The sequence below is a fragment of the Paenibacillus silvestris genome (assembly GCF_009882985.1).
In the GTDB taxonomy this organism is placed as follows: domain Bacteria; phylum Bacillota; class Bacilli; order Paenibacillales; family NBRC-103111; genus Paenibacillus_E; species Paenibacillus_E silvestris.
In genome coordinates this window covers 598776-618646 of sequence record NZ_WTUZ01000022.1, presented here as the reverse complement: position 1 = coordinate 618646, position 19871 = coordinate 598776, and the positions used below count along the sequence as shown (strand labels likewise).

At 46.5% G+C, this 19871-nt stretch carries 16 protein-coding genes; 4 read left to right on the top strand and 12 right to left on the bottom strand.

Going from position 1 to position 19871, the window contains the following annotated elements; all coding sequences use genetic code 11:
• Nucleotides 1-364: 364 nt before the first annotated feature.
• From mdh to citZ, 3 genes are all read right to left on the bottom strand, one after another.
• Nucleotides 365-1306, bottom strand: coding sequence for a malate dehydrogenase (gene mdh, locus GQF01_RS23180; RefSeq protein WP_145659557.1), 942 nt, complete (start codon nt 1304-1306; stop codon nt 365-367).
• Between the two features lie 57 nt (nt 1307-1363).
• Complete coding sequence (icd, locus tag GQF01_RS23175) at nt 1364-2662, bottom strand: NADP-dependent isocitrate dehydrogenase (RefSeq protein ID WP_161409029.1); 1299 nt, start codon at nt 2660-2662, stop codon at nt 1364-1366.
• Between the two features lie 359 nt (nt 2663-3021).
• Nucleotides 3022-4134 carry a citrate synthase gene (gene citZ / locus GQF01_RS23170; protein WP_161409028.1) on the bottom strand — a complete coding sequence of 371 codons (1113 nt, stop codon included), beginning with the start codon at nt 4132-4134 and terminating at the stop codon, nt 3022-3024.
• 301 nt (nt 4135-4435) lie between these two features.
• Here citZ and GQF01_RS23165 point away from each other — a divergent pair, with 301 nt between their 5' ends.
• Nucleotides 4436-5971, top strand: coding sequence for a Ppx/GppA phosphatase family protein (locus GQF01_RS23165; protein WP_161409027.1), 1536 nt, complete (start codon nt 4436-4438; stop codon nt 5969-5971).
• Here the strand turns inward: GQF01_RS23165 and ppk1 are convergent.
• Complete coding sequence (gene ppk1 / locus GQF01_RS23160; protein ID WP_161409026.1) at nt 5937-8069, bottom strand: polyphosphate kinase 1; 2133 nt, start codon at nt 8067-8069, stop codon at nt 5937-5939. The two genes, GQF01_RS23165 and ppk1, sit on opposite strands and share 35 nt — an antisense overlap.
• 174 nt (nt 8070-8243) lie before the next feature.
• Here ppk1 and ytvI point away from each other — a divergent pair, with 174 nt between their 5' ends.
• Nucleotides 8244-9380, top strand: a complete 1137-nt coding sequence (gene ytvI, locus GQF01_RS23155) for a sporulation integral membrane protein YtvI (RefSeq protein ID WP_161409025.1) — start codon at nt 8244-8246, stop codon at nt 9378-9380.
• 41 nt (nt 9381-9421) lie between these two features.
• Here ytvI and GQF01_RS23150 read toward each other — a convergent pair whose 3' ends face one another.
• The 8 genes from GQF01_RS23150 to GQF01_RS23115 form a co-directional block, all read right to left on the bottom strand.
• Nucleotides 9422-9817 (bottom strand): FxsA family protein, encoded by a 396-nt coding sequence (locus GQF01_RS23150; protein ID WP_145659570.1) that lies wholly within the window; start codon nt 9815-9817, stop codon nt 9422-9424.
• Nucleotides 9818-9830: 13 nt separating this feature from the next.
• Nucleotides 9831-10283: an acyl-CoA thioesterase gene (locus tag GQF01_RS23145; protein WP_202556607.1), complete on the bottom strand. Its 453-nt coding sequence runs from the start codon at nt 10281-10283 to the stop codon at nt 9831-9833.
• Between the two features lie 458 nt (nt 10284-10741).
• The gene (pyk, locus tag GQF01_RS23140; RefSeq protein ID WP_145659573.1) at nt 10742-12496 is read right to left on the bottom strand and encodes a pyruvate kinase; all 1755 of its coding nucleotides are present in this window, start codon (nt 12494-12496) and stop codon (nt 10742-10744) included.
• A complete protein-coding gene (gene accA, locus GQF01_RS23135) occupies nt 12489-13463 on the bottom strand; it encodes an acetyl-CoA carboxylase carboxyl transferase subunit alpha (RefSeq protein WP_161409024.1) in 975 nt (324 codons plus the stop codon). The genes pyk and accA overlap by 8 nt, the downstream gene beginning before the upstream one ends.
• Nucleotides 13453-14319, bottom strand: a complete 867-nt coding sequence (gene accD, locus GQF01_RS23130) for an acetyl-CoA carboxylase, carboxyltransferase subunit beta (RefSeq protein WP_161409023.1) — start codon at nt 14317-14319, stop codon at nt 13453-13455. The genes accA and accD overlap by 11 nt, the downstream gene beginning before the upstream one ends.
• Before the next feature lie 67 nt (nt 14320-14386).
• Complete coding sequence (locus tag GQF01_RS23125; protein WP_145659579.1) at nt 14387-14575, bottom strand: glutamate decarboxylase; 189 nt, start codon at nt 14573-14575, stop codon at nt 14387-14389.
• A 172-nt stretch (nt 14576-14747) separates the two neighbouring features.
• Nucleotides 14748-15248, bottom strand: a complete 501-nt coding sequence (locus GQF01_RS23120; RefSeq protein WP_145659581.1) for a phosphatidylglycerophosphatase A family protein — start codon at nt 15246-15248, stop codon at nt 14748-14750.
• Nucleotides 15249-15320: 72 nt separating this feature from the next.
• Nucleotides 15321-18911 carry a DNA polymerase III subunit alpha gene (locus GQF01_RS23115; protein ID WP_161409022.1) on the bottom strand — a complete coding sequence of 1197 codons (3591 nt, stop codon included), beginning with the start codon at nt 18909-18911 and terminating at the stop codon, nt 15321-15323.
• Between the two features lie 122 nt (nt 18912-19033).
• Between GQF01_RS23115 and GQF01_RS23110 the strand changes: the two genes are divergently transcribed.
• Both GQF01_RS23110 and GQF01_RS23105 read left to right on the top strand, forming a co-directional pair.
• Nucleotides 19034-19366, top strand: coding sequence for a YtrH family sporulation protein (locus GQF01_RS23110; RefSeq protein ID WP_127458086.1), 333 nt, complete (start codon nt 19034-19036; stop codon nt 19364-19366).
• Nucleotides 19363-19854, top strand: a complete 492-nt coding sequence (locus GQF01_RS23105; protein WP_161409021.1) for a hypothetical protein — start codon at nt 19363-19365, stop codon at nt 19852-19854. The genes GQF01_RS23110 and GQF01_RS23105 overlap by 4 nt, the downstream gene beginning before the upstream one ends.
• Nucleotides 19855-19871: the final 17 nt, after the last annotated feature.

Genomic DNA, 19871 nt, shown 5'->3' with positions numbered 1-19871 from the left:
TCTTTGGAACAAGAAAGCGATGTCAACAATTCTTCTTTTTCACCATATCTCCATAAAAATGTGACTAACTCTGTCATAACTGGCCATTCAACCAGCACAGGTTCTAATCTCTTGCTCCGCACTTAACCCGGTGGGTTGGCGATGGGATCATTCTGCCAAGCCATTATACATGTCCTCTCATTTGAATTCATCCAATGCGAACTGGCTGTCAGAGAAGAAAGCGCATATTCGCAGTCCCTGAAGCAGTTGCATTGAATTGCACATTGACGTTCTTCTCGGCGTGCTCGCTCGCGTTAGCCGTCAAGAAGTTTCAACAGAAAAAGAGCCAATCTCCGATTGGGAGACTGGCTCTTTACTTAACTAATCAGCCTGTTACAACTTTGATTACGTTGCGAACAGAGTTAGCTGTTTTGTCTAGTGCGGCTTTCTCATCTTCAGTCAACTCGATATCCATCACTTTCTCGATACCGTTCGCACCAAGGACAGTCAATACGCCCATGAACAATTGATCATACCCATACTCGCCTTCGAGAAGAGCGATTGTAGGAATGATACGCTTTTTATCTTTGAGAATAGCTTCAGTCATTTGCACAAGGGACGCTGCTGGCGCGTAGTATGCACTACCGTTACCAAGCAGGTTAACGATCTCCCCGCCGCCTGTACGTGTTCGTTGAACAATCGCTTCAATACGGTCAGCTGGGATCAGCTTCTCAATTGGCACTCCGCCTGCGTAGGTGTAACGAACAAGTGGAACCATGTCATCGCCGTGACCGCCGATCACAACTCCCTTAACATCCTCAACCGATACATTCAACTCCTGAGAGATGAACGTCAAGTAACGAGCTGTATCCAGTACGCCCGATTGACCGATTACACGGTTTTTCGGGAAGCCCAGAGCTTGGTATGCAACATACGTCATTGCATCAACTGGATTACTCAAGATGATAACGATGGAGTTTGGAGCTACTTCTCTTACGTTTTCACAAACGGATTTCACGATACCTGCATTCGTGTTTACCAGATCATCGCGGCTCATTCCCGGTTTACGGGCGATACCCGCGGTGATGATGACGATATCGGAATCAGCAGCATCTGCATAGTTAGAAGTACCTGTGATTTGAGCGTCGTAACCTTGTACCGGGCCAGCTTCGAGCATGTCGAGCGCTTTCCCTTTTGTAGGGTTTTCCAATTGCGGGATATCTAGAAGAACAACGTTACCAAGTTCTTTTTGAGCTAACATAAGAGCAGTTGTTGCTCCTGTGAAGCCTGCACCGACAACAGTAATTTTATTACGACGGATTGCCATTTGAGATGTGCCTCCTAATAATGATTAGTTATCGTACCCTTGGAGCTATAATGATGATTAAGCCATGTTTTTGATGATTTCGTTCGCGAATTCGGAGCATTTAATTTCAGTAGCGCCTTCCATCAAACGAGCAAAGTCATAAGTAACTGTTTTGTTGTTGATCGAAGTTTCCAAGCCTTTGTAGATCAGCTCAGCTGCTTCCAACCAGCCAAGGTGCTCAAGAAGCATTACGCCGGAAAGGATAACAGAACCTGGGTTAACCACGTCAAGACCAGCGTATTTAGGAGCTGTACCATGTGTAGCTTCGAAGATCGCGTGACCCGTCAAGTAGTTGATGTTTGCTCCTGGAGCGATACCAATTCCGCCTACTTGTGCAGCAAGTGCATCAGACAGGTAGTCACCGTTCAAGTTCAATGTTGCAATAACATCAAAATCAGTTGGACGTGTCAATACTTGTTGCAACGCGATATCAGCAATTGCATCTTTTACGATGATTTTGCCAGCAGCTTCTGCATCTTTTTGAGCTTTGTTAGCTGCTTCTGCGCCTTCTGCTTCTTTGATACGATCATATTGTGCCCATGTAAATGTTTTATCAGCATATTCACGCTCAGCTAGCTCGTAACCCCAGTTTTTGAACGCGCCTTCTGTGAATTTCATGATGTTGCCTTTGTGAACCAACGTTAGCGTTTTACGGCCATGTTTGATTGCATACTCAATTGCAGCGCGAACCAAACGCTCTGTACCTTCAGAGGATACTGGTTTTACACCGATACCTGAAGTTTCTGGGAAACGGATTTTGTTAACGCCCATTTCGTTTTGCAAGAAGGAAATGACTTTCTTAACAGCTTCGGAACCAGCTTCCCACTCGATACCTGCATAGATATCTTCTGTGTTCTCACGGAAAATAACCATGTCAACCAGCTCAGGACGTTTAACAGGTGAAGGAACGCCGTTGAAGTAACGAACTGGACGGGAACATACGTATAGATCTAGCTCTTGACGAAGCGCAACGTTCAGGGAACGGATACCGCCACCGATTGGTGTAGTCAAAGGTCCTTTGATGGACACGATGTATTCGCGCATAGCTGTTAATGTATCGTTAGGCAACCAGTTGTTGAATTTGTTAAAAGCTTTTTCTCCTGCGAAAACTTCGTACCAAGCGATTTTTTTCTCGCCTTTGTAAGCTTTCTCTACAGCTGCATCAAGAACGCGCACGGAAGCTGCCCAGATATCAGGACCTGTACCGTCACCTTCGATGTAAGGAATGATTGGGTTGTTAGGTACTTGCAGAACACCATTCTCGATGGTAATTTTTTGACCTTCTGTTGGTAGTTCGTAGGCTTCGAATTGTGGCATGATAGTTCCTCCTAAGATTTGTTTAAAATGATACGAGTTCATATGGTGCTTTACGTTCCATGCTTTTGATAGTGCCTTCCGACCGCTTCTTATAATCAATTATTTTGAACAAATTTTCATATGTAAATAAATTATTATAAAGGCGGGCACTACGTTTCTCCAGTCACTATCAAGCACTCCACTAGCTACTTTACTACAAAGAGATCAATTTTAAAAATTTTTCTCATCACCGCAGCTAGGTAAAAGCATTTACACACACAAAAAGTGACGGGAGTTGCGGTACACCTCAAGGAACTTGCGTCCCTAAAGCTGGGTACCGAACTGCCCGCACCTTGAGCGTTACATCTAATCTAGGCCAATTAGCGAGCGCTAATCGGAATGTATTTTTGGTTAACCGGGCCTGTGTACTCAGCGCGAGGACGGATCAAACGGTTGTTTTCGTACTGCTCTAGAATGTGTGCAGTCCAACCGGAAGTACGGCTGATCGCGAAGATCGGTGTAAACAGGTCGCGCGGGATTTCAAGTGTTGTGTAAACAGATGCCGAGTAGAAGTCTACATTCGGTTTCAAGCCTTTAAGACCTGTTACCAGCTCATCCGCTTTAATGGACATTTCGTACCATTTCAGGTTGCCAGTCATTTTACCAAGCTCGTAAGACATTTTTTGCAAGTGCTTCGCACGCGGATCTCCGTTTTTGTAAACACGGTGTCCAAAGCCCATGATTTTGTCTTTACGCTCTAATTTGCCGTTAATGTAAGGAACTACGTTCTCTACAGTACCGATTTCTTCAAGCATAGCCATAACAGCTTCATTCGCACCACCGTGAAGAGGTCCTTTGAGCGTGCCGATAGCCGATGTGATACCGGAGTAAATATCAGTTAGTGTAGCAACTGTTACGCGCGCCGCGAATGTGGATGCATTCAACTCGTGGTCAGCGTGAAGTACTAATGCTTTGTCCAAAGCTTCGATTGCAACTTTGTCTGGCTCTTTGCCAGTCAATTGGTACAAGAAGTTAGCAGCAACGGAAGCATATCCTGGGGAAGCTAGTGGCTCTTTACCTTCACGGATACGAGCGAAAGCAGCAATGATACCAGGAATTTGTGCTTGCAGCTTAATCGCTTTACGCACATTGGATTCTTGGCTCAGGTCGTTTGCTTCCTCATCGTACAAAGCAAGAGCGGAAACAGCCGTGCGAAGCGCAGCCATGGAATTAACATCTTTCGGGAATGCTTTCAACTGGTTGATTACCGCATCAGGCACCTTGCTATAAGCGTTCAGGTCGCTTTGCAGTTTCTCAAGCTCAGCTTGGTTAGGGAGTTTGCCGAACCAAAGCAAATAAATTACTTCTTCAAATGTCGCATTTTCTGCGAGGTCATCAATATCAATCCCGCGATATGTTAACACTCCATCTACAATGGAGCTAATCGACGAGGTCGTGGCTACAATTCCTTCTAAACCTTTGGTTGCAGTCATTGGAATCTCTCCTTAGCTACTCTATTAGCAAAAAATTGCTTTTTTCCTAACTTTAATAATAAAGTATTTTACTCGGTAAGTGAACAAAATAGGGCATAAAACTTCATTATCACTACCATAAAGAATCTTTTTGACACAAAAAAGCCACTTTATTTTGCTCCACAACTTAAAACACACGCTACAAGTTTTTGTTTATTTCCCCGAATTATACAACAATTTTGCAAAAGTTTGTCGAGTTGGCCTTCCCTTGATACAATGAAAGGCAAAGCATCAGTGATTTCTCGGATAAAGGAGCAAATACATGAGCAGCGGCACAAAAATCGGCATCATCGATATCGGGTCCAACTCGATTCGACTCGTGATCTATGAAATCAACGAGCTGGGAGCCTACCGTGTAGTAAGCGAGCATAAGGATTCCGCAAGACTCAGCGAACGCATCGGTTATGATGGCATTTTACATAGCAAAGATATTATTTCTATTGTCCCCATTCTTTCTCATTATGCGCTGCTATGCCGGGTACACGAAGTTCAAACGGTAAGAGCAGTTGCAACAGCAGCCATTCGCAACGCGGCCAATTCAAATGAGATTGTACGTGTCCTTGAGGAGCAGACCAGCCTGAAGATAGAGGTACTCAGCGGTTCGGAGGAAGCACGCTACGGCTATTTAGGTGTTATCAATACCATCGACATTCGGGACGCTCTTATCATAGATATTGGCGGCGGTAGTACGGAGGTTACTTTACTGCGTGATCGGAAGCTGCTGAAAAGTGTCTCCTTTCCATTCGGTGCCGTGAACACGACCCATCAATTTATGAAAAATGCGAATCTCACTGAACAGGAGTCAGCAGATATTCGTCGCATGGTTGAAGAAGCGATAGCCAGCCAACCCTGGATCACGCAATCGCCGAATTTGCCGATGATCGGTTTAGGCGGTACGATTCGAACGCTAGGCAAAATGAGCCAGAAACGCTCGAAGTACTCTTTACAGCTGGCACATAACTACGAATTGAAGCCCGGAGAGCTTCGATCTTTCGTTACCTTGCTGTCCTCTCTGCCCATTGATAAAAGAAAGAAAGTCGAAGGCCTCTCCAAAGAACGCTCCGATATTATCGTTCCGGGACTGCTTATTCTAGATACCTTGTTCCAAGCTGCTAATGCTTCCCAGTGCATCATCAGCGGCTCGGGACTTCGAGACGGGATATTCTTCGAGATGTTCAATCCTAAGCAGCCAATTCATCCGGATGTCCTGGAAGCGAGCATTCAAAACTTGCTTTGTCTCCATCCCAATGGGGCGGAGAAACACGTTCGACGTGTTGACCAGCTTGCCTTGCTGCTCTACGACAAGCTTGAGCTGCACGCTAACCTTGAAGAAGGCAGCTCGCGTTATTTGCACACAACCGCGCTCCTGCACCGAATCGGTGTCAGCGTTCACTATTATCAATATCTGAAGCATACGCAGTACATGCTAGCCAATGCTCGCATCGATGGACTCACACATCGCGAGATCGTGATTTGCTCCCTCATCGCAACGTACAAAACAAAAAGCCGGACCCATCAGCAAAGCCTTGCTTACAAGGATTTGTTGAAAGAATCCGACGAGGTGTTAATTGTTAAGCTGGGCACACTCTTAAAGCTTGCCACGGCGCTAGATCACAGTGAAACTCAGCCTGTTCAAAAGCTGGTGGTCACACGAACGGATACGTCCTTGACGCTCAAACTACTCTGTGTACACAACCCGATTCTAGAGCTGAAAGAGCTCGCAGCTATTACCAAAGATTTCGAAAAAGCGTGGGGCCTGAAACTTAAGATTCAAGCTGGAGTTTTTTCCAAGACGTAATTTTCATTGCCTCGAACTGGCTCCGATAAGGGGTCAGTTCATTTTTTATGCTGGTGTACATACCATTTGACATAAGCTCTCTGGCTTTCACATTATCATTCAGACTGACATTCAGTATCGAGATCATCATTTTCTTCATCTGCGGATCAAGGACTGGGCACATGAGTTCAATCCGCCGCGTCAAATTTCGTGTCATCCAATCAGCGGATGATAAATAAACGTCAATCGAACCGCCATTTTCGAAATAGTAAATGCGCGAATGCTCAAGGAACCTGTCTACGATACTCCGCACCGTAATATTCTCGCTAAGTCCAGGTACTCCTGGGCGCAAGCAGCATACGCCGCGAATAATTAATTCAATCTTCACGCCAGCTTGTGACGCCGCGTACAGCGCATCAACCATTTCTTGATTGGACAATGAATTCATTTTGGCTATGATTTTCGCTGGTCTGCCTTCTCTCGCATGAACCGCTTCCCTTTCAATCAGCTCGAACAGTTTATCTTTGAGATCCGTAGGAGCTACAGCGAAAGACTGCCAATCGTGTGGAGCCGAGTAGCCGGTAATCTCATTGAATAACGCCGAAGCATCCTCGCCAATGACACTATTAGAGGTGAAAAGCCCCACATCCGTATAAAGACGGGCTGTATTATCATTATAGTTTCCTGTCCCCACATGCACATATCGGCGGAGAGTATGCTCTTCTTGACGTACAACCAAGGTGATTTTTGCGTGCGTTTTAAGTCCGACAAGTCCGTAAACAACATGGCAGCCTGACTTCTCTAACATTCTCGCCCAAGCGATATTTCGTTCTTCATCAAAACGCGCCTTCAGCTCCACGACTACCGTGACCTGCTTGCCGGATTCCGCGGCTCTCGCCAAGGATTGAATAATCAGGGAGTTCCCGCTTGCCCGGTACAAGGTCATTTTAATTGCGAGCACTTTAGGGTCATAAGCCGCATGGACGATGAAATCCGTTACTGCATCGAACGTTTCATAAGGGTGATGAACAAGTACATCTTTTTGCTTCAGCACATCGAAGAAATCGACTTCATCCTCAAACTCCACGGGATATTTGGGGTTGATTCGCGGATAACGAAGACTTTCAAAACCATTGAGCGTGTTGGCCAGTTTCATAAAATAAGTAATATCAAGCGGTCCGTCAATTTCAAAGGTCTGTTCTTCAATCTCGAATTCTTCTTGCAATTGGGCAAGCGCGTAAGGGTGAATCCCCTCTTGAACCTCAAGCCGCACAGGAGAGCCCCAGCGCCTGCGTCTTAGCTCTTTCTCAATCTCCTCAAGCAGATCTTCGGCCCCTTCTTCATTGAGCGTTAAATCGGCATTACGAGTCACCCTGAAACCATGAACGGAAATGGGGATGTAACCACTGAACAACGACTGTATATGATGCTCCATTAATTCTTCAAGTAGAATAAATTCCTGTTTCTTGCTATTAGGCCGTGTAGGTACTGAGATATAGCGGGATAAATTGCTAGGAACTTGAACAATGGCAAAATAAGGCTCATCATCCGGGTCATCGCCTTCTCTGATGAGCAGGACAGCCAAGTAAACAGAATGATTATGTACGAGTGGAAATGGTCGGCTCTGGTCTACAGCCATCGGTGTTAATACCGGAAAAATAATATCATGGTAGTAAGCATCCATAGCTTTCTTCTGGGTCGTATTCAAATCCTCGTATTCGGTGAACACGATGCCTTCTCTCGTCAACAATCTCGTGACTTCACGATACGTTTTGTACTGTTCGCTCACCATCTTGTTCGTGCGCTTCATAATCCGTTTAATAAGCCCCGCAGGCGTGTAGCCGGTAAAATCTTTTTTGGTATAACCAGCTTTAATCTGATCCTTAAGACCTGCGACACGAACACTCATGAACTCGTCGAGATTGCTGGATACGATTGCCAGAAATTTCACACGCTCAAGCAGTGGAGTGCTTGGATCTTGAGCTTCCTCCAAAACTCGCCAGTTGAATTCGATCCAGCTTAAATCACGATTTAAGTATTTGGTCGAAATCTCTTTGAGTTCCTTAAGTTCCTTGAGCTCTTTAACTTCCTTCAGATCAGGTTCTCGCGCAATACTCATAAAGCCTCCAATTAATTGATCTAGTTTATTACTTCATTGTACTATGTGACTCGAAGGCCGACAATGCAGTCCCCCCTTCACAATTATATTAAGATTTTGTAAAGAGATGATCGTTTCCGTATTTATCCATGTTCATGTTACAATACAATCAACTGAACCAAGGAGAGAAGAACGATGGGAATCTTGAACCCGCGCCTAGTTCACCAGATTTTCAGGGGTATTTGGGTGGCTTTAATCATAGCTGGAATCGCCTACGCTTTTTATTATGTTATTCCACTTATTTACCCTTTTATTTTTGGCTGGATTCTTGCGCTTATGCTCAATCCAATTGTGAATTTTTTTCAATTCAAACTCAAATTTCCGCGATGGCTTGCCGTCAGCTTCTCTATGCTCCTCTTTTTAGCGGCCATGGTTACTGCCATCACCCTGCTGGTTGCCAATATTGTTGTCGAGTTAGGATCACTTGCGGATACCTTGCAGCTTCAGATTAACCGTTGGGTGGAGCAATTCAATGTGTTCATCAATTCAACGGCTTTCCAGGATTGGATCGAGAAAATTAATGAGTTTTTCGAAAATAATCCCAAATACCAGGAAACCGTTAATAACAACCTCTCGTCCACAGCAGGATCAATTGCTGATGTTAGTAAATTAATAATTAATTATGTCTTTAACACGCTCAAAAGCTTACTCACTTCGCTGCCGAATATTGCAACGATTACCATTATCATCATGTTGGCTACCTTCTTTATAAGTAAAGACTGGTATCAGCTCATCCAAAGGTACAAAGGGATTTTCTCGGAGCTCATCGTCAAAACCACGCAACTGATTCGCAACGATTTGCAAAAAGCATTGTTCGGATACATGCGCGCACAGCTTATCCTCGTATCGCTGACAGCCTTGGTTGTCATCATCGGTTTGCTAGTTCTGCGAGTAGACTATGCGATCACCATCGGCTTATTAACAGGTCTGGCGGACCTAATGCCTTATTTGGGAACAGGCGCTGTCATGGTGCCGTGGATTCTATACGTGTTTTTTGCACAAGGCAATCTGGTTCTGGGAATCGGGCTTAGTGTGTTGTACGGCGTTATTGTGATTGCCAGGCAAATTATGGAACCTAAAGTGCTGGCCTCCTCCGTCGGACTTGATCCTTTGGCTACTTTGATCGCGATGTTCGTCGGGCTGAAGCTGTTCGGGCTCCTGGGGCTCATTGTTGGCCCTGTTTCCTTGATTCTCATCTCAGCTTTCTACCGAGCAAGAATCTTTCATGATATCGCTAGTTACATAAAAAAAGGCTCGGCTCCTCCTGACTAAGAGGGACCGAGCTTTTTTTGATGACTTGTTTTCGCAAAGTCTTATCTTCGATTAATCCAGTGAATATTGCCTTTGCTAATTTGCCTTTGGATCAACGCTAGCAGCATGACCTTGAATATCGGTCTCGTGTAAGGAAAAACAAGCAGGAACCCAAAGATGTCCGTAATAAAGCCTGGTGTTATCAATAAAATACCGCCGAGGAAAATACAAATCCCATCCAGTAATTGCTGCGCGGGTAGCTGCCCTTGCGACCACTCAAATCGAGCGTACTCCAGCACTTTACGCCCCTCTCGCTTAGCAAAATAAGCACCAAGGAAACCACTTAACAGGATAAGCCCGAAGGTCGTCCAGCCGCCTACAAAATGACCCAATGCGATAAGCACAGAAATTTCAATGGCAGGCACTATAATGAAAATAGCAAGAATGATACGAAACATAAGCCCATCCCCTTTAAGAGTACTTAGATAACAGCTGCCACAATTCCGGCGCTTCCTTCTCTATACGTACTGGCCTCCAAGAAGGATTCACCCAAACATGCCGCGTTGTTCCTGTTACAAGCAATTCCCCTGAATTCCCTTCTGATTCGCTCGCCTTATCCTCACTTACCTTACGAATCTCATACGCAAAATGGAGCCGCACCGATGTCATTTCAAGCACCTTTGTTCGAATCGTTACCAAATCATCATAACGAGCTGGTTTCTTAAATTTAAGATCTGCCTCGACGACGGGAAGCAGCAAACCTTTTGCCTCGATGCTGCTGTAAGGGTAGCCGAGCTCCCTGATCAGCTCTGTTCGTCCGATTTCGAACCAGTTCAAATAATTGGCATGGTACACAACGCCCATCTGATCTGTTTCGGCATATCGCACGCGCAGCTGGTGCTGATACCAGTGTTCCTCGCTCATGATTATGCATTCCTCCTGAGTTATTGTTATGTGTTTAGTATAACACAGGGGATGCAGGAACTCCTTGCTGCGCTTGGGTGGCTGCAGGGTTGGGGGTGCGGGAATCAGGGAAAACCTCCGCTGTCCCAATCGAAAGGGAACTGGAGTCCGCTATTTGAGCGGAATCGGTCAATTTTATTGAAATGAGGAACTACAGGGACTTATTTCAAACAGAAACGACTACTATTAACCAAAACTGCCAGAATAGCGGACCATAGTTCCTATCCACCCCAAAAAACGCAGCTAGTATGGAAAATAACGGATCCTAGTTCCCTCGGGCAACCCCTTTTGCTTAAACACCAAGCAACCGAACACAAGAGGCATTCTCAACTCCTACGCGACGGTTATCATCAGAAAAAAAAAGAAGCCATCCAGTTCAGTCTTTGCAGACCCCACTAGATAGCCTCTTCGTTTATAACCTACAGTACTCTCGCTTGACCAGAGTAGATGATACCTACTTCTGGATAGATCGACACTTCTGTACCGTCTTTAATGAGCTCAACCGCGTTCTCAACGCCAACGATAACCGGGATGCCCAGGCTAAGCGCAACAACTGCCGCATGAGATGTGATACCGCCAACTTCCGTAATCAATGCGGAAGCTCTTTGTACAGCCGGCATATACTCTTTGTCTGTAGTTACCGTAACGAGCACGGCTCCATCGACCATTTTGGAATTTGCTTCTTCAGGCGTGCGAGCTGTGACAACGATACCCGTAGCTGTTTGCATACCGATACCAGTACCTTTGGCAAGCATCTCGCCAACATGGTGAACTTTGATCAAGTTCGTTGTTCCAGAGCGTCCAACAGGGACACCAGCCGTGATAACAACGATATCACCTAAGGACACAAGTCCTGTTTTGATGCTGCTATCCACAGCAAGGTTGAACAGCTCGTCTGTCGTTTTGGCTTGTTCGCTCATCACAGGGATAACGCCCCAAACTAAAGATAAACGACGAATCACTTGCTCGCTTGGTGTGATCGCGATGATCGGTGATTTTGGGCGGTATTTGGATACCATTCTTGCTGTATATCCACTTTCTGTCGCTGTCAAAATCGCTTTTGCACCAAGCTCCAACGCCGAGTTAGCTACCGCTTGAGAGATAGCTTCCGTAACGGTTACTTGTTGTGCTTGCGCTTGACGAAGGAAGATTTCTTTGTATTCCAAAGCTTCTTCTGCACGTTCAGCAATACGAGCCATCGTTTGTACGGACTCAACCGGGTATTTCCCTGCTGCCGTTTCTCCGGACAACATAACCGCGTCTGTTCCGTCGAACACTGCGTTCGCCACGTCGCTTGCTTCTGCGCGAGTTGGACGCGGGTTGCGCTGCATGGAATCAAGCATCATCGTTGCCGTAATAACCGGTTTACCAACGATGTTACATTTTTTGATCATTTGTTTTTGAACAACTGGCACATCTTCAGCTGGAATCTCAACACCAAGATCTCCACGAGCAACCATTAAACCATCGGAAACTTCGAGGATTTCATCTAGATTGTCTACGCCTTCTTGGTTCTCGATTTTACTGATGATTTGGATGTGTGATGCGTTATGTCTTTCGAGCAATTCACGAATTTCCATGACGTCACTCGCTTTACGTACGAAGGAAGCTGCGATGAAATCTACACCTTGCTCGATACCGAAAACAATATCGTTAGCATCTTTTTCTGTGATGCCTGGAAGAGAGATTTTCACGCCTGGCACGTTAACGCCTTTTTTACTTTTGATTGTTCCACCATTAACGATACGGCACTCGATTTCAGTTCCACGAATGTCAACGACAGTAAGACCAATCAAACCATCATCGATCAGAATCGTGGATCCCACTGCAACGTCACGCGGCAGATCCGAGTAAGTAACAGAGATACGGTCTGCATCGCCCAGAATTTCTTCTGTAGTCAAAATGATATGCTTGTCCTGTACAAGCTCAATCGGCTCTTCTTTTAATTTACCGGTACGAATTTCCGGTCCTTTGGTGTCTAGCAAGATAGCTGCTACTTTGCCAGTCTCAGCGGATGCAGCGCGAAGGTTGCGGATACGTGCGCCATGCTCTTCAAAATCTCCGTGGGAGAAGTTAAGACGGGCAACATTCATTCCCGCTAACAAGAGTTTTTTCAAATTTTCTTGTGATTCGCTTGCTGGTCCAATGGTACAGACAATTTTCGTTTTACGCATGGTTTCCCTCCTGAGTGAATGTGAACCGACCAATGTCTCTAAATTTGCGGTAACGGTCCTCCAACAGCTGTTGTTCGGTCAAGCTCAGCAAAAGCTGAAGCTGTTCCCAAATCGCTGTTTTGATGAATTCTGCTTGTGCAGCCAAATCACGGTGTGCGCCGCCTTTTGGCTCTGGAATGATGCCGTCAATGACGTTCAGATCTTTAATGTGATCTGCCGTAATCTTCATTGCTTCTGCGGCATGTAAAGCTTTGGTAGCATCTTTATATAAGATGGAAGCCGCCCCTTCCGGACTAATAACCGAATAGATTGCATTTTCCAACATCAAAACCTTATTGCCAACTCCTAATGCCAACGCGCCGCCACTGCCGCCTTCACCGATAACAATACAGATGATTGGCACGCGAAAAGAGGCCATTTCCAGCAAATTTCTGGCAATCGCTTCTCCTTGACCACGCTCTTCAGCAGCATTCCCAGGGAATGCGCCCTTCGTATCAATAAACGTAATGATTGGACGATTAAACTTATTCGCTTGACGCATCATGCGCAGCGCTTTGCGGAAACCTTCCGGGTGTGGACAACCGAAGTTACGAGCAATGTTATCCTTCGTATCTTTCCCTTTTTGGTGCCCAACAACGGTAACTGGAATGCCGTTAAATTTGGCTAGTCCACCTACAATCGCTAGGTCATCTCCATATAAGCGATCTCCATGAAACTCTATGAAATCAGTAAAAATAGATAAAATATAATCAATTGTCGTCGGTCTTTGCGGATGACGAGCCAATTGCATTTTTTCCGCTGAAGACATACTTGCATAAAGTTCATCCTCAAGCTCTGCGTATCTTTCTTCCAAACGGCGAATTTCTTCTGTAAAGTCAATTTGCTTCTCTGCTCCAAATTTGCGCAGTTCAGCAATTTTGCTCTTCAGTTCCGCCAGCGGCTGTTCAAACGGCATTTCACCCGCCATAAGTCGCCTCCCCCTTCACTCCGTGCATGTCCAACAGCTTGATTAACGTAGGTCGCAGATCCTTGCGGGGCACGACCTTGTCGAGCTGACCATGCTCGAGATTGAATTCTGATGTTTGGAAATTGTCCGGCAGCTTTTGTTTAATGGTTTGTTCAATAACACGGCGGCCTGTAAATCCAAACGGTGCAGCAGGTTCAGCGATAATAATATCACCCAGCATCGCGAAACTTGCGGAAACACCGCCAAATGTCGGATCTGTGATGATGGAAATAAAAAGCCCGCCTGCGTCGTTAAGCCTGGATATAGCTGCGCTTGTTTTGGCCATTTGCATCAAACTAAGAATACTTTCTTGCATACGAGCGCCACCTGAAGTGGAATAAATAATAATAGGAATTTGCTTCTCAGTAGCAGCTTCAACTGCTCTCGTAATTCGCTCTCCAACAACGGACCCAAGTGATCCGCCCATGAAATCAAAGCTCATCGCTGCAATCACGACCGGATAACCGCCAATAGTGCCTTCGCCGGTAATGATCGCATCTTGTAATTTCGTCGTGCTCTTCGCTTTATCTAATTTCTCAACATAATCAGGAAACTGCAAAGGGTCCTCAGAAATCATATCCGCATCGTATTCCAGAATCTGGCCTTCATCGAGCGTTAATTGAATACGTTCCAATGCGCTTAAACGATAATGGTAGCCGCAAGCTGTACAGACCTTTAAGTTTTTCTCTAGCTCTTTGCTCGTTTGAATGGTACCGCATTTCGGGCATTTATTCATTAACCCTTCGGGAATTTCCCTTTTTGTTTTCTCGGAAGGAATCGTTGCGTATTTACGCTTTTGAAATAAATCCTTTAGCACATTTCCACCTCTAATTGGCTGTTATCGTCAACCTCTGACAAGCCATGTTACTTGCTTCTACTTTTCATTATCTATGTAAAATAGAATTGAGTACTTCCTGCACTTCTTCAACTTCCCCTGCGGGAACGACAATTTCAAACTGATTTTTGGATAAGGAGATGCCCCTTACTTGTACGAGAAACCCTTCTTCCGTCAGCCTCTGTTTAATCCGCTCTGCAATTCTCGCGGTAGGAGCTATGTATATCACCGTCCACATGAAAAAAAACCTCCTATGAAGTACTGCTACATGGATTAGGGCATTTAGTACGATGATAATAAACATCCTGTAATAAGCATAGGCACACACAATGGAATAATGATATCATAATTTCTCTTTTTACCGCAACAGAGCACGTTCATGAAAAAAAGTGAAGTCTGAACTAAACGAGTTAGTCCAGACGTAATTTACTGCTATAATCAGGCGCATGCTCATTCTGATGAGCGATTCTGGCAGAAGCGGCAGCCGCTAATCCGCAAATTAAATCATCCAGAAAAACATGCACAGAGCTTTTATCATCGTTGAGCGTCCGAATAATTCCCATTTTTTCTTTATCTAGGTAGCCAAAGCTGGTTAGTCCGATCATTCCATATACATGAACAATACCTAGGGCCAGTGTTTCATCGACACCGAACAAGGGTTCATCTGCCTCAAGAATGGATTGCAAAGGTTCGGGCAGCAGCTTTTTTTCTGCGAGCTCATCCAGTGCGATGCCCGTGTACAGTGTATATTGCACTTCCCGCTTGGCAAGTACAGCCATTACACTGTCGGTGCATTCTTGCTCCGTCAGATGATCATTATAGGGCTTCTGCAGCTTGAACACAATTTCGGAAATTTGTTCCACGGTCACACCGCGTTTTTGCAGCAACTGGATCATATGCTGTTCGGTCATAAGAGTCCCCCTCCTACACATGGAATGCCCCTGAAATGCCGGGTTCCTATTCATATGCGGAGGAAGCATGCATTATTTCACCCTTACGGAATCTTTACCCATGATCGTTTCGATCATCCGGATCAGATCCTTGGAGGGATCGATCAAGTATTGATCGCTCAGGGCCAAAAGCTTGTTGCTGCTTTCGTAGAAAAGCGCAACCGCGAGAGGCCCTTTGTGCAGTTTCAGCAGCGCCTTCAGCTGCAAGAGCTTATCCGGCTGCTCGCAGTCAGCCGAGATCTTGACGAACACCCGCTGCGGCTTTGCCTCAGCAGCGGCTGGTTGGCGGCCCGCTGGCGGGGCCGCTTGCTTGACGGGGGCGCCGCTGCGCGCGGCCCCAGATGCAGCAGCCGCGCGAGCAGGCTGCTCGCCAGCTGCGCGCCTAGGCGCCCCAGGCTGCCGGCGCAGGCGCTGAATGGCCGCTGGGTCGTCCAGCGCGGCCACCTGCTCCGCGAGCAGCTTGGGCGGATCCTCGTCCTGCAGCTGCAGCTTCGCACGCACGAGGACGAGTCTGCCCTTCTGCACGAGCGGAGCCGCGTTCTTCCAGGTCTCGGGGAAGAGCACCACCTCGACCTTGTCGATGCGATCCTCCAGCTCCATGAAGGCCATGGGCTGCCCCTTCTTGGTGACGATCGTCTTGTTCGAGAGGATCATCCCGGCTACAAGAACTTCACTGTTATCCGGCAGCTCTGCCAGCTGGTGGAGCATGGCCGCGTCCATCTCCTCAAGGGACTGGGCGTAGGCATCCAGCGGATGCCCCGAGATGTACATCCCGAGAAGTTCCTTCTCAAGTTCCAGCTGCTTGCTCTGCGGCATAACGGGAATGTTCGGAACTTCAACTTCCCAGTTCGGCTCTTCGACGAAGCCGAAGAGGTGAAGCTGCAAGTCATCCCGCTCCTTGCGCCATTTGGTCGCTGAAGCGATCGTTTCGTCCAAGATGGCCATAAGCTGAGCACGATGACCTCCCAAGGAGTCAAAAGCACCGCCCTGAATCAATGATTCAATGACCCGTTTGTTGCAGACTCGCAAATCAACTCGTCTGCAGAAGTCCAGCAAGCTCTCGAAGGGAGACTTCTTGCGCTCAAACAGAATCGCATCGATAGCCTGCGTGCCTACATTTTTGATCGCAGCAAGTCCAAACCGAATCGCTCCCGTTTGGGGGTCAGGCGTAAACACCGTTCCGCTCTTATTCACATCCGGAGGTAGCACAGCGATCTTCGTCCGCCTGCACTCATCTACATATTCGGCTACCTTCCTGTGATTACCCATCACGGCCGTCAACATGGAAGCCATGAAATAAATCGGGTAATGCGCTTTGAGATAAGCTGTCTGAAAAGCCAGTACGCCATATGCGGTAGCATGCGCTCTAGGAAAGCCATAGTCGGCAAAACGCACAATCATATCGTAGACATGATTCGCTTCTTCTACAATAAAGCCTTGCTGCAAGCTGCCTTTCACGAAATGAGCGCGTTCTTCATCGAGTACTTCCCGCTTCTTCTTGGAAACCGCACGCCGTAACAAATCCGCTTCGCCTAAGGAAAAGCCGGCCATCGAGGAGGCAATTTGCATAATTTGCTCCTGATACACGATAATGCCGTACGTATCCCGAAGGATTGGTTCTAACGTCGGGTGCGGATAAACGACTTCCACTTGGCCATGTTTACCATAAATATATTTAGGAATGAACTCCATCGGGCCCGGACGATACAAGGCTAGAACGGAGATAATATCTTCAAATACAGAGGGCTTCAAGTCCTTCAGAACCTTGCGGACACCTGTTGACTCCAATTGGAAAACGCCGGTGGTTTCACCCCTGCTCAGCATCGCGTAAGTAACCGCGTCCTCATCCATATCCAGTCCATCGAAATCCAAATGAAGGCCTTCCATCTGGGCAATCCAATCCACGGTTCGTTCAATAATCGACAATGTCCGCAGACCTAGAAAGTCCATTTTCAAAAGTCCAATGGCTTCCAAATGCTCCATCGTATATTGCGTTAGCGCTGTCTGAGTCGTCCCTTCTTGAAGGGGCACATACTGCGTGAGCGGCTCTCTGGAAATAACAACCCCAGCCGCGTGCGTCGATGCATGACGCGGCATACCCTCTACACGCATAGCCATTTCAAGCAGTTCAGCGGTCTTAGGCTGTCTAGCGACTAGAGACTTGAGATCCGAGCTTACCTGCAGCGCCTCGGTCAGCGTCATGCCGAGCTGATTCGGAATGGCTTTCGCCGCGCGATCTACGTCCCCATAAGGAACATTCAACACACGACCGACGTCTCTGACTGCCGCCTTGGCCGCCATCGTTCCGAAGGTAATAATCTGGGCGACATGCTCATGCCCATATTTGGCAACGACGTAATCAATGACTTCATCCCGACGTTCGTCACTGAAGTCGATATCGATATCGGGCATCGAAATCCGCTCAGGATTCAGAAAGCGCTCAAAGAGCAGCTTATATTGAAGAGGATCGACATTGGTGATGCGCAGCACATAAGCTACAAGGCTTCCAGCGGATGATCCCCGCCCTGGCCCTGTCATGATATGCTTTTCATGAGCAAACCGAATGAAGTCCCAGACGATCAAGAAATAATCGGAGAAACCCATTTTCTCAATAACGCCTAATTCATAGGCCAACCGTTCTTCTGCTTGTTTCCTTAGCGGTGAGTCCAGCTGCTCCCATTCCGGCTTTGCCCCATACCTCTGATTCATGCCCTGCTCGCACAGCTCTCGCAAATACTCAGCTGCGGTAAGAGGCTCAGGGATGGGACGGAAGCTTGGCAAAATCGATTTGCCAAACTCAAGCTCGAGCTCGCAGCGAGAAGCCACGACAGCCGTATTCGTTAGCGCTTCGGGTACATGGACGAATAAACGCCGCATCTCCTCTTCACTTTTCAAATACATCTGGCTTGTTCCCATTTTGAGCCGATCCGTATCATCCACGGTCTTCCCCGTTCCAATACAGATCAGAATATCCTGCATGACATGATCCGGCTCCGTCACATAGTGCACATCGTTCGTCGCAATCAACGGAATGCCGGTTTGTTTGCTCAGCTCGATCATGGAAACCATGACTTTTTTCTGCTCAATCATGCCATGATCTTGAATCTCCAGAAAGAAGTCATCCCCGAAGATGCGCTTGTAGCGCTCCGCTGCTTGTCTCGCTTCATCCTGCCGATTATGCAGTAAATGCTGGGAGATTTCGCTGCCTAAGCAGGAACTCAGACAGATAAGTCCCTCCGAATATTTGGATAACTGTTCCAGATCAATACGCGGTTTATAATGAAAGCCTTCCAAATGCCCAATCGAGCAAAGCTTCATCAGATTCTGATAGCCTTGGTAATTCTTGGCAAGCAGAATGAGATGGTAGATCGGCTGTTCTTGTCTTGTCCCTTTGTCGCGAATGGAGCCCGCTGTGAAATAAACCTCACACCCAATAATGGGTTTAATGCCACGCTGCTTACATGCTTTGTAGAAGGCGATAGCCCCATACATCACACCGTGATCCGTCAAAGCTAGAGAGGTCATGCCCAGATTAGCTGCTTGTGTAACAAGCTCCTCCATGCGTGCGGCACCATCCAATAAACTGTATTCACTATGCACGTGCAAGTGTACAAACGAACTCATCAGCATTTCCTCCCTGCTCTCATTTTATTCTTTACATATTATCATATTGTAGCTGTTCATTCCCATACATTAAGTATAGAGAGTTTGTCCTCATAACGGACTGGAAAGGAAGCGGTAAAGTCATGGGAATCTTTTGGGCAAATATAATTTTGTACTTCTGCATTGCTTTCGGGGTCGTCTTCGGGGGCAGCATGTTAAGCGGCATTGCAGCTGTGCTGACCCTCCAATCACCGACGGAGAAAATGATGACTGTGGCTGAAAACATCAAAATCTGGGCCATGGTTGCTGCTGTAGGCGGCACGATTGATCCGATACGCTATATAGAAAGTCATGTAGCCGTTGGACATTTGAATCCTGCGATCAAACAAATCATTCTGATTGTTGTCGCTTTCGTGGGAGCCCAAATCGGTACCTCGCTCATCCAAATGATTTGTAAGGGAGGCCATCAGCCTTGAGGATCCCTCCTTTTGCCCGCTATCAGCGCTTGCTTGCGAACTTCGCACTGATGGTTTCGGGAGCCATCATTGGGAGCGCGGTCTATATGAGCATTCATCAGCACACCTATACGCAGCTATACGTGGAAATGCATAAATATTTACAAGAAAATCGTGATTTGCGTAATGATATCGATAGTTTAAACAAGACAAAAAATAAACAATCCTTAATTAACATCGTCAATGTGCATCTAGTTTCCAAAAATCAGGATGAGCTGATTAGCGAAGATATTCAGAAGGAAATTGAGAGTGATATTAAAAGCGAGCTCAAGCTCGTCATCGGCCAGAAAGCCACTTATGTCAAGGACGCTCAACCTCTATACGAAAAGCTGATTACTCAAAAAACGTACATTTTGCATGATAAAAAATATATTGTTGAAGTGAAATCGATCGTGTTGATTCAGACTGAATTGACGGTTTGGATCACAGCCCAAGAGAAGCGAACATAAGCATAAGGCATGATCTG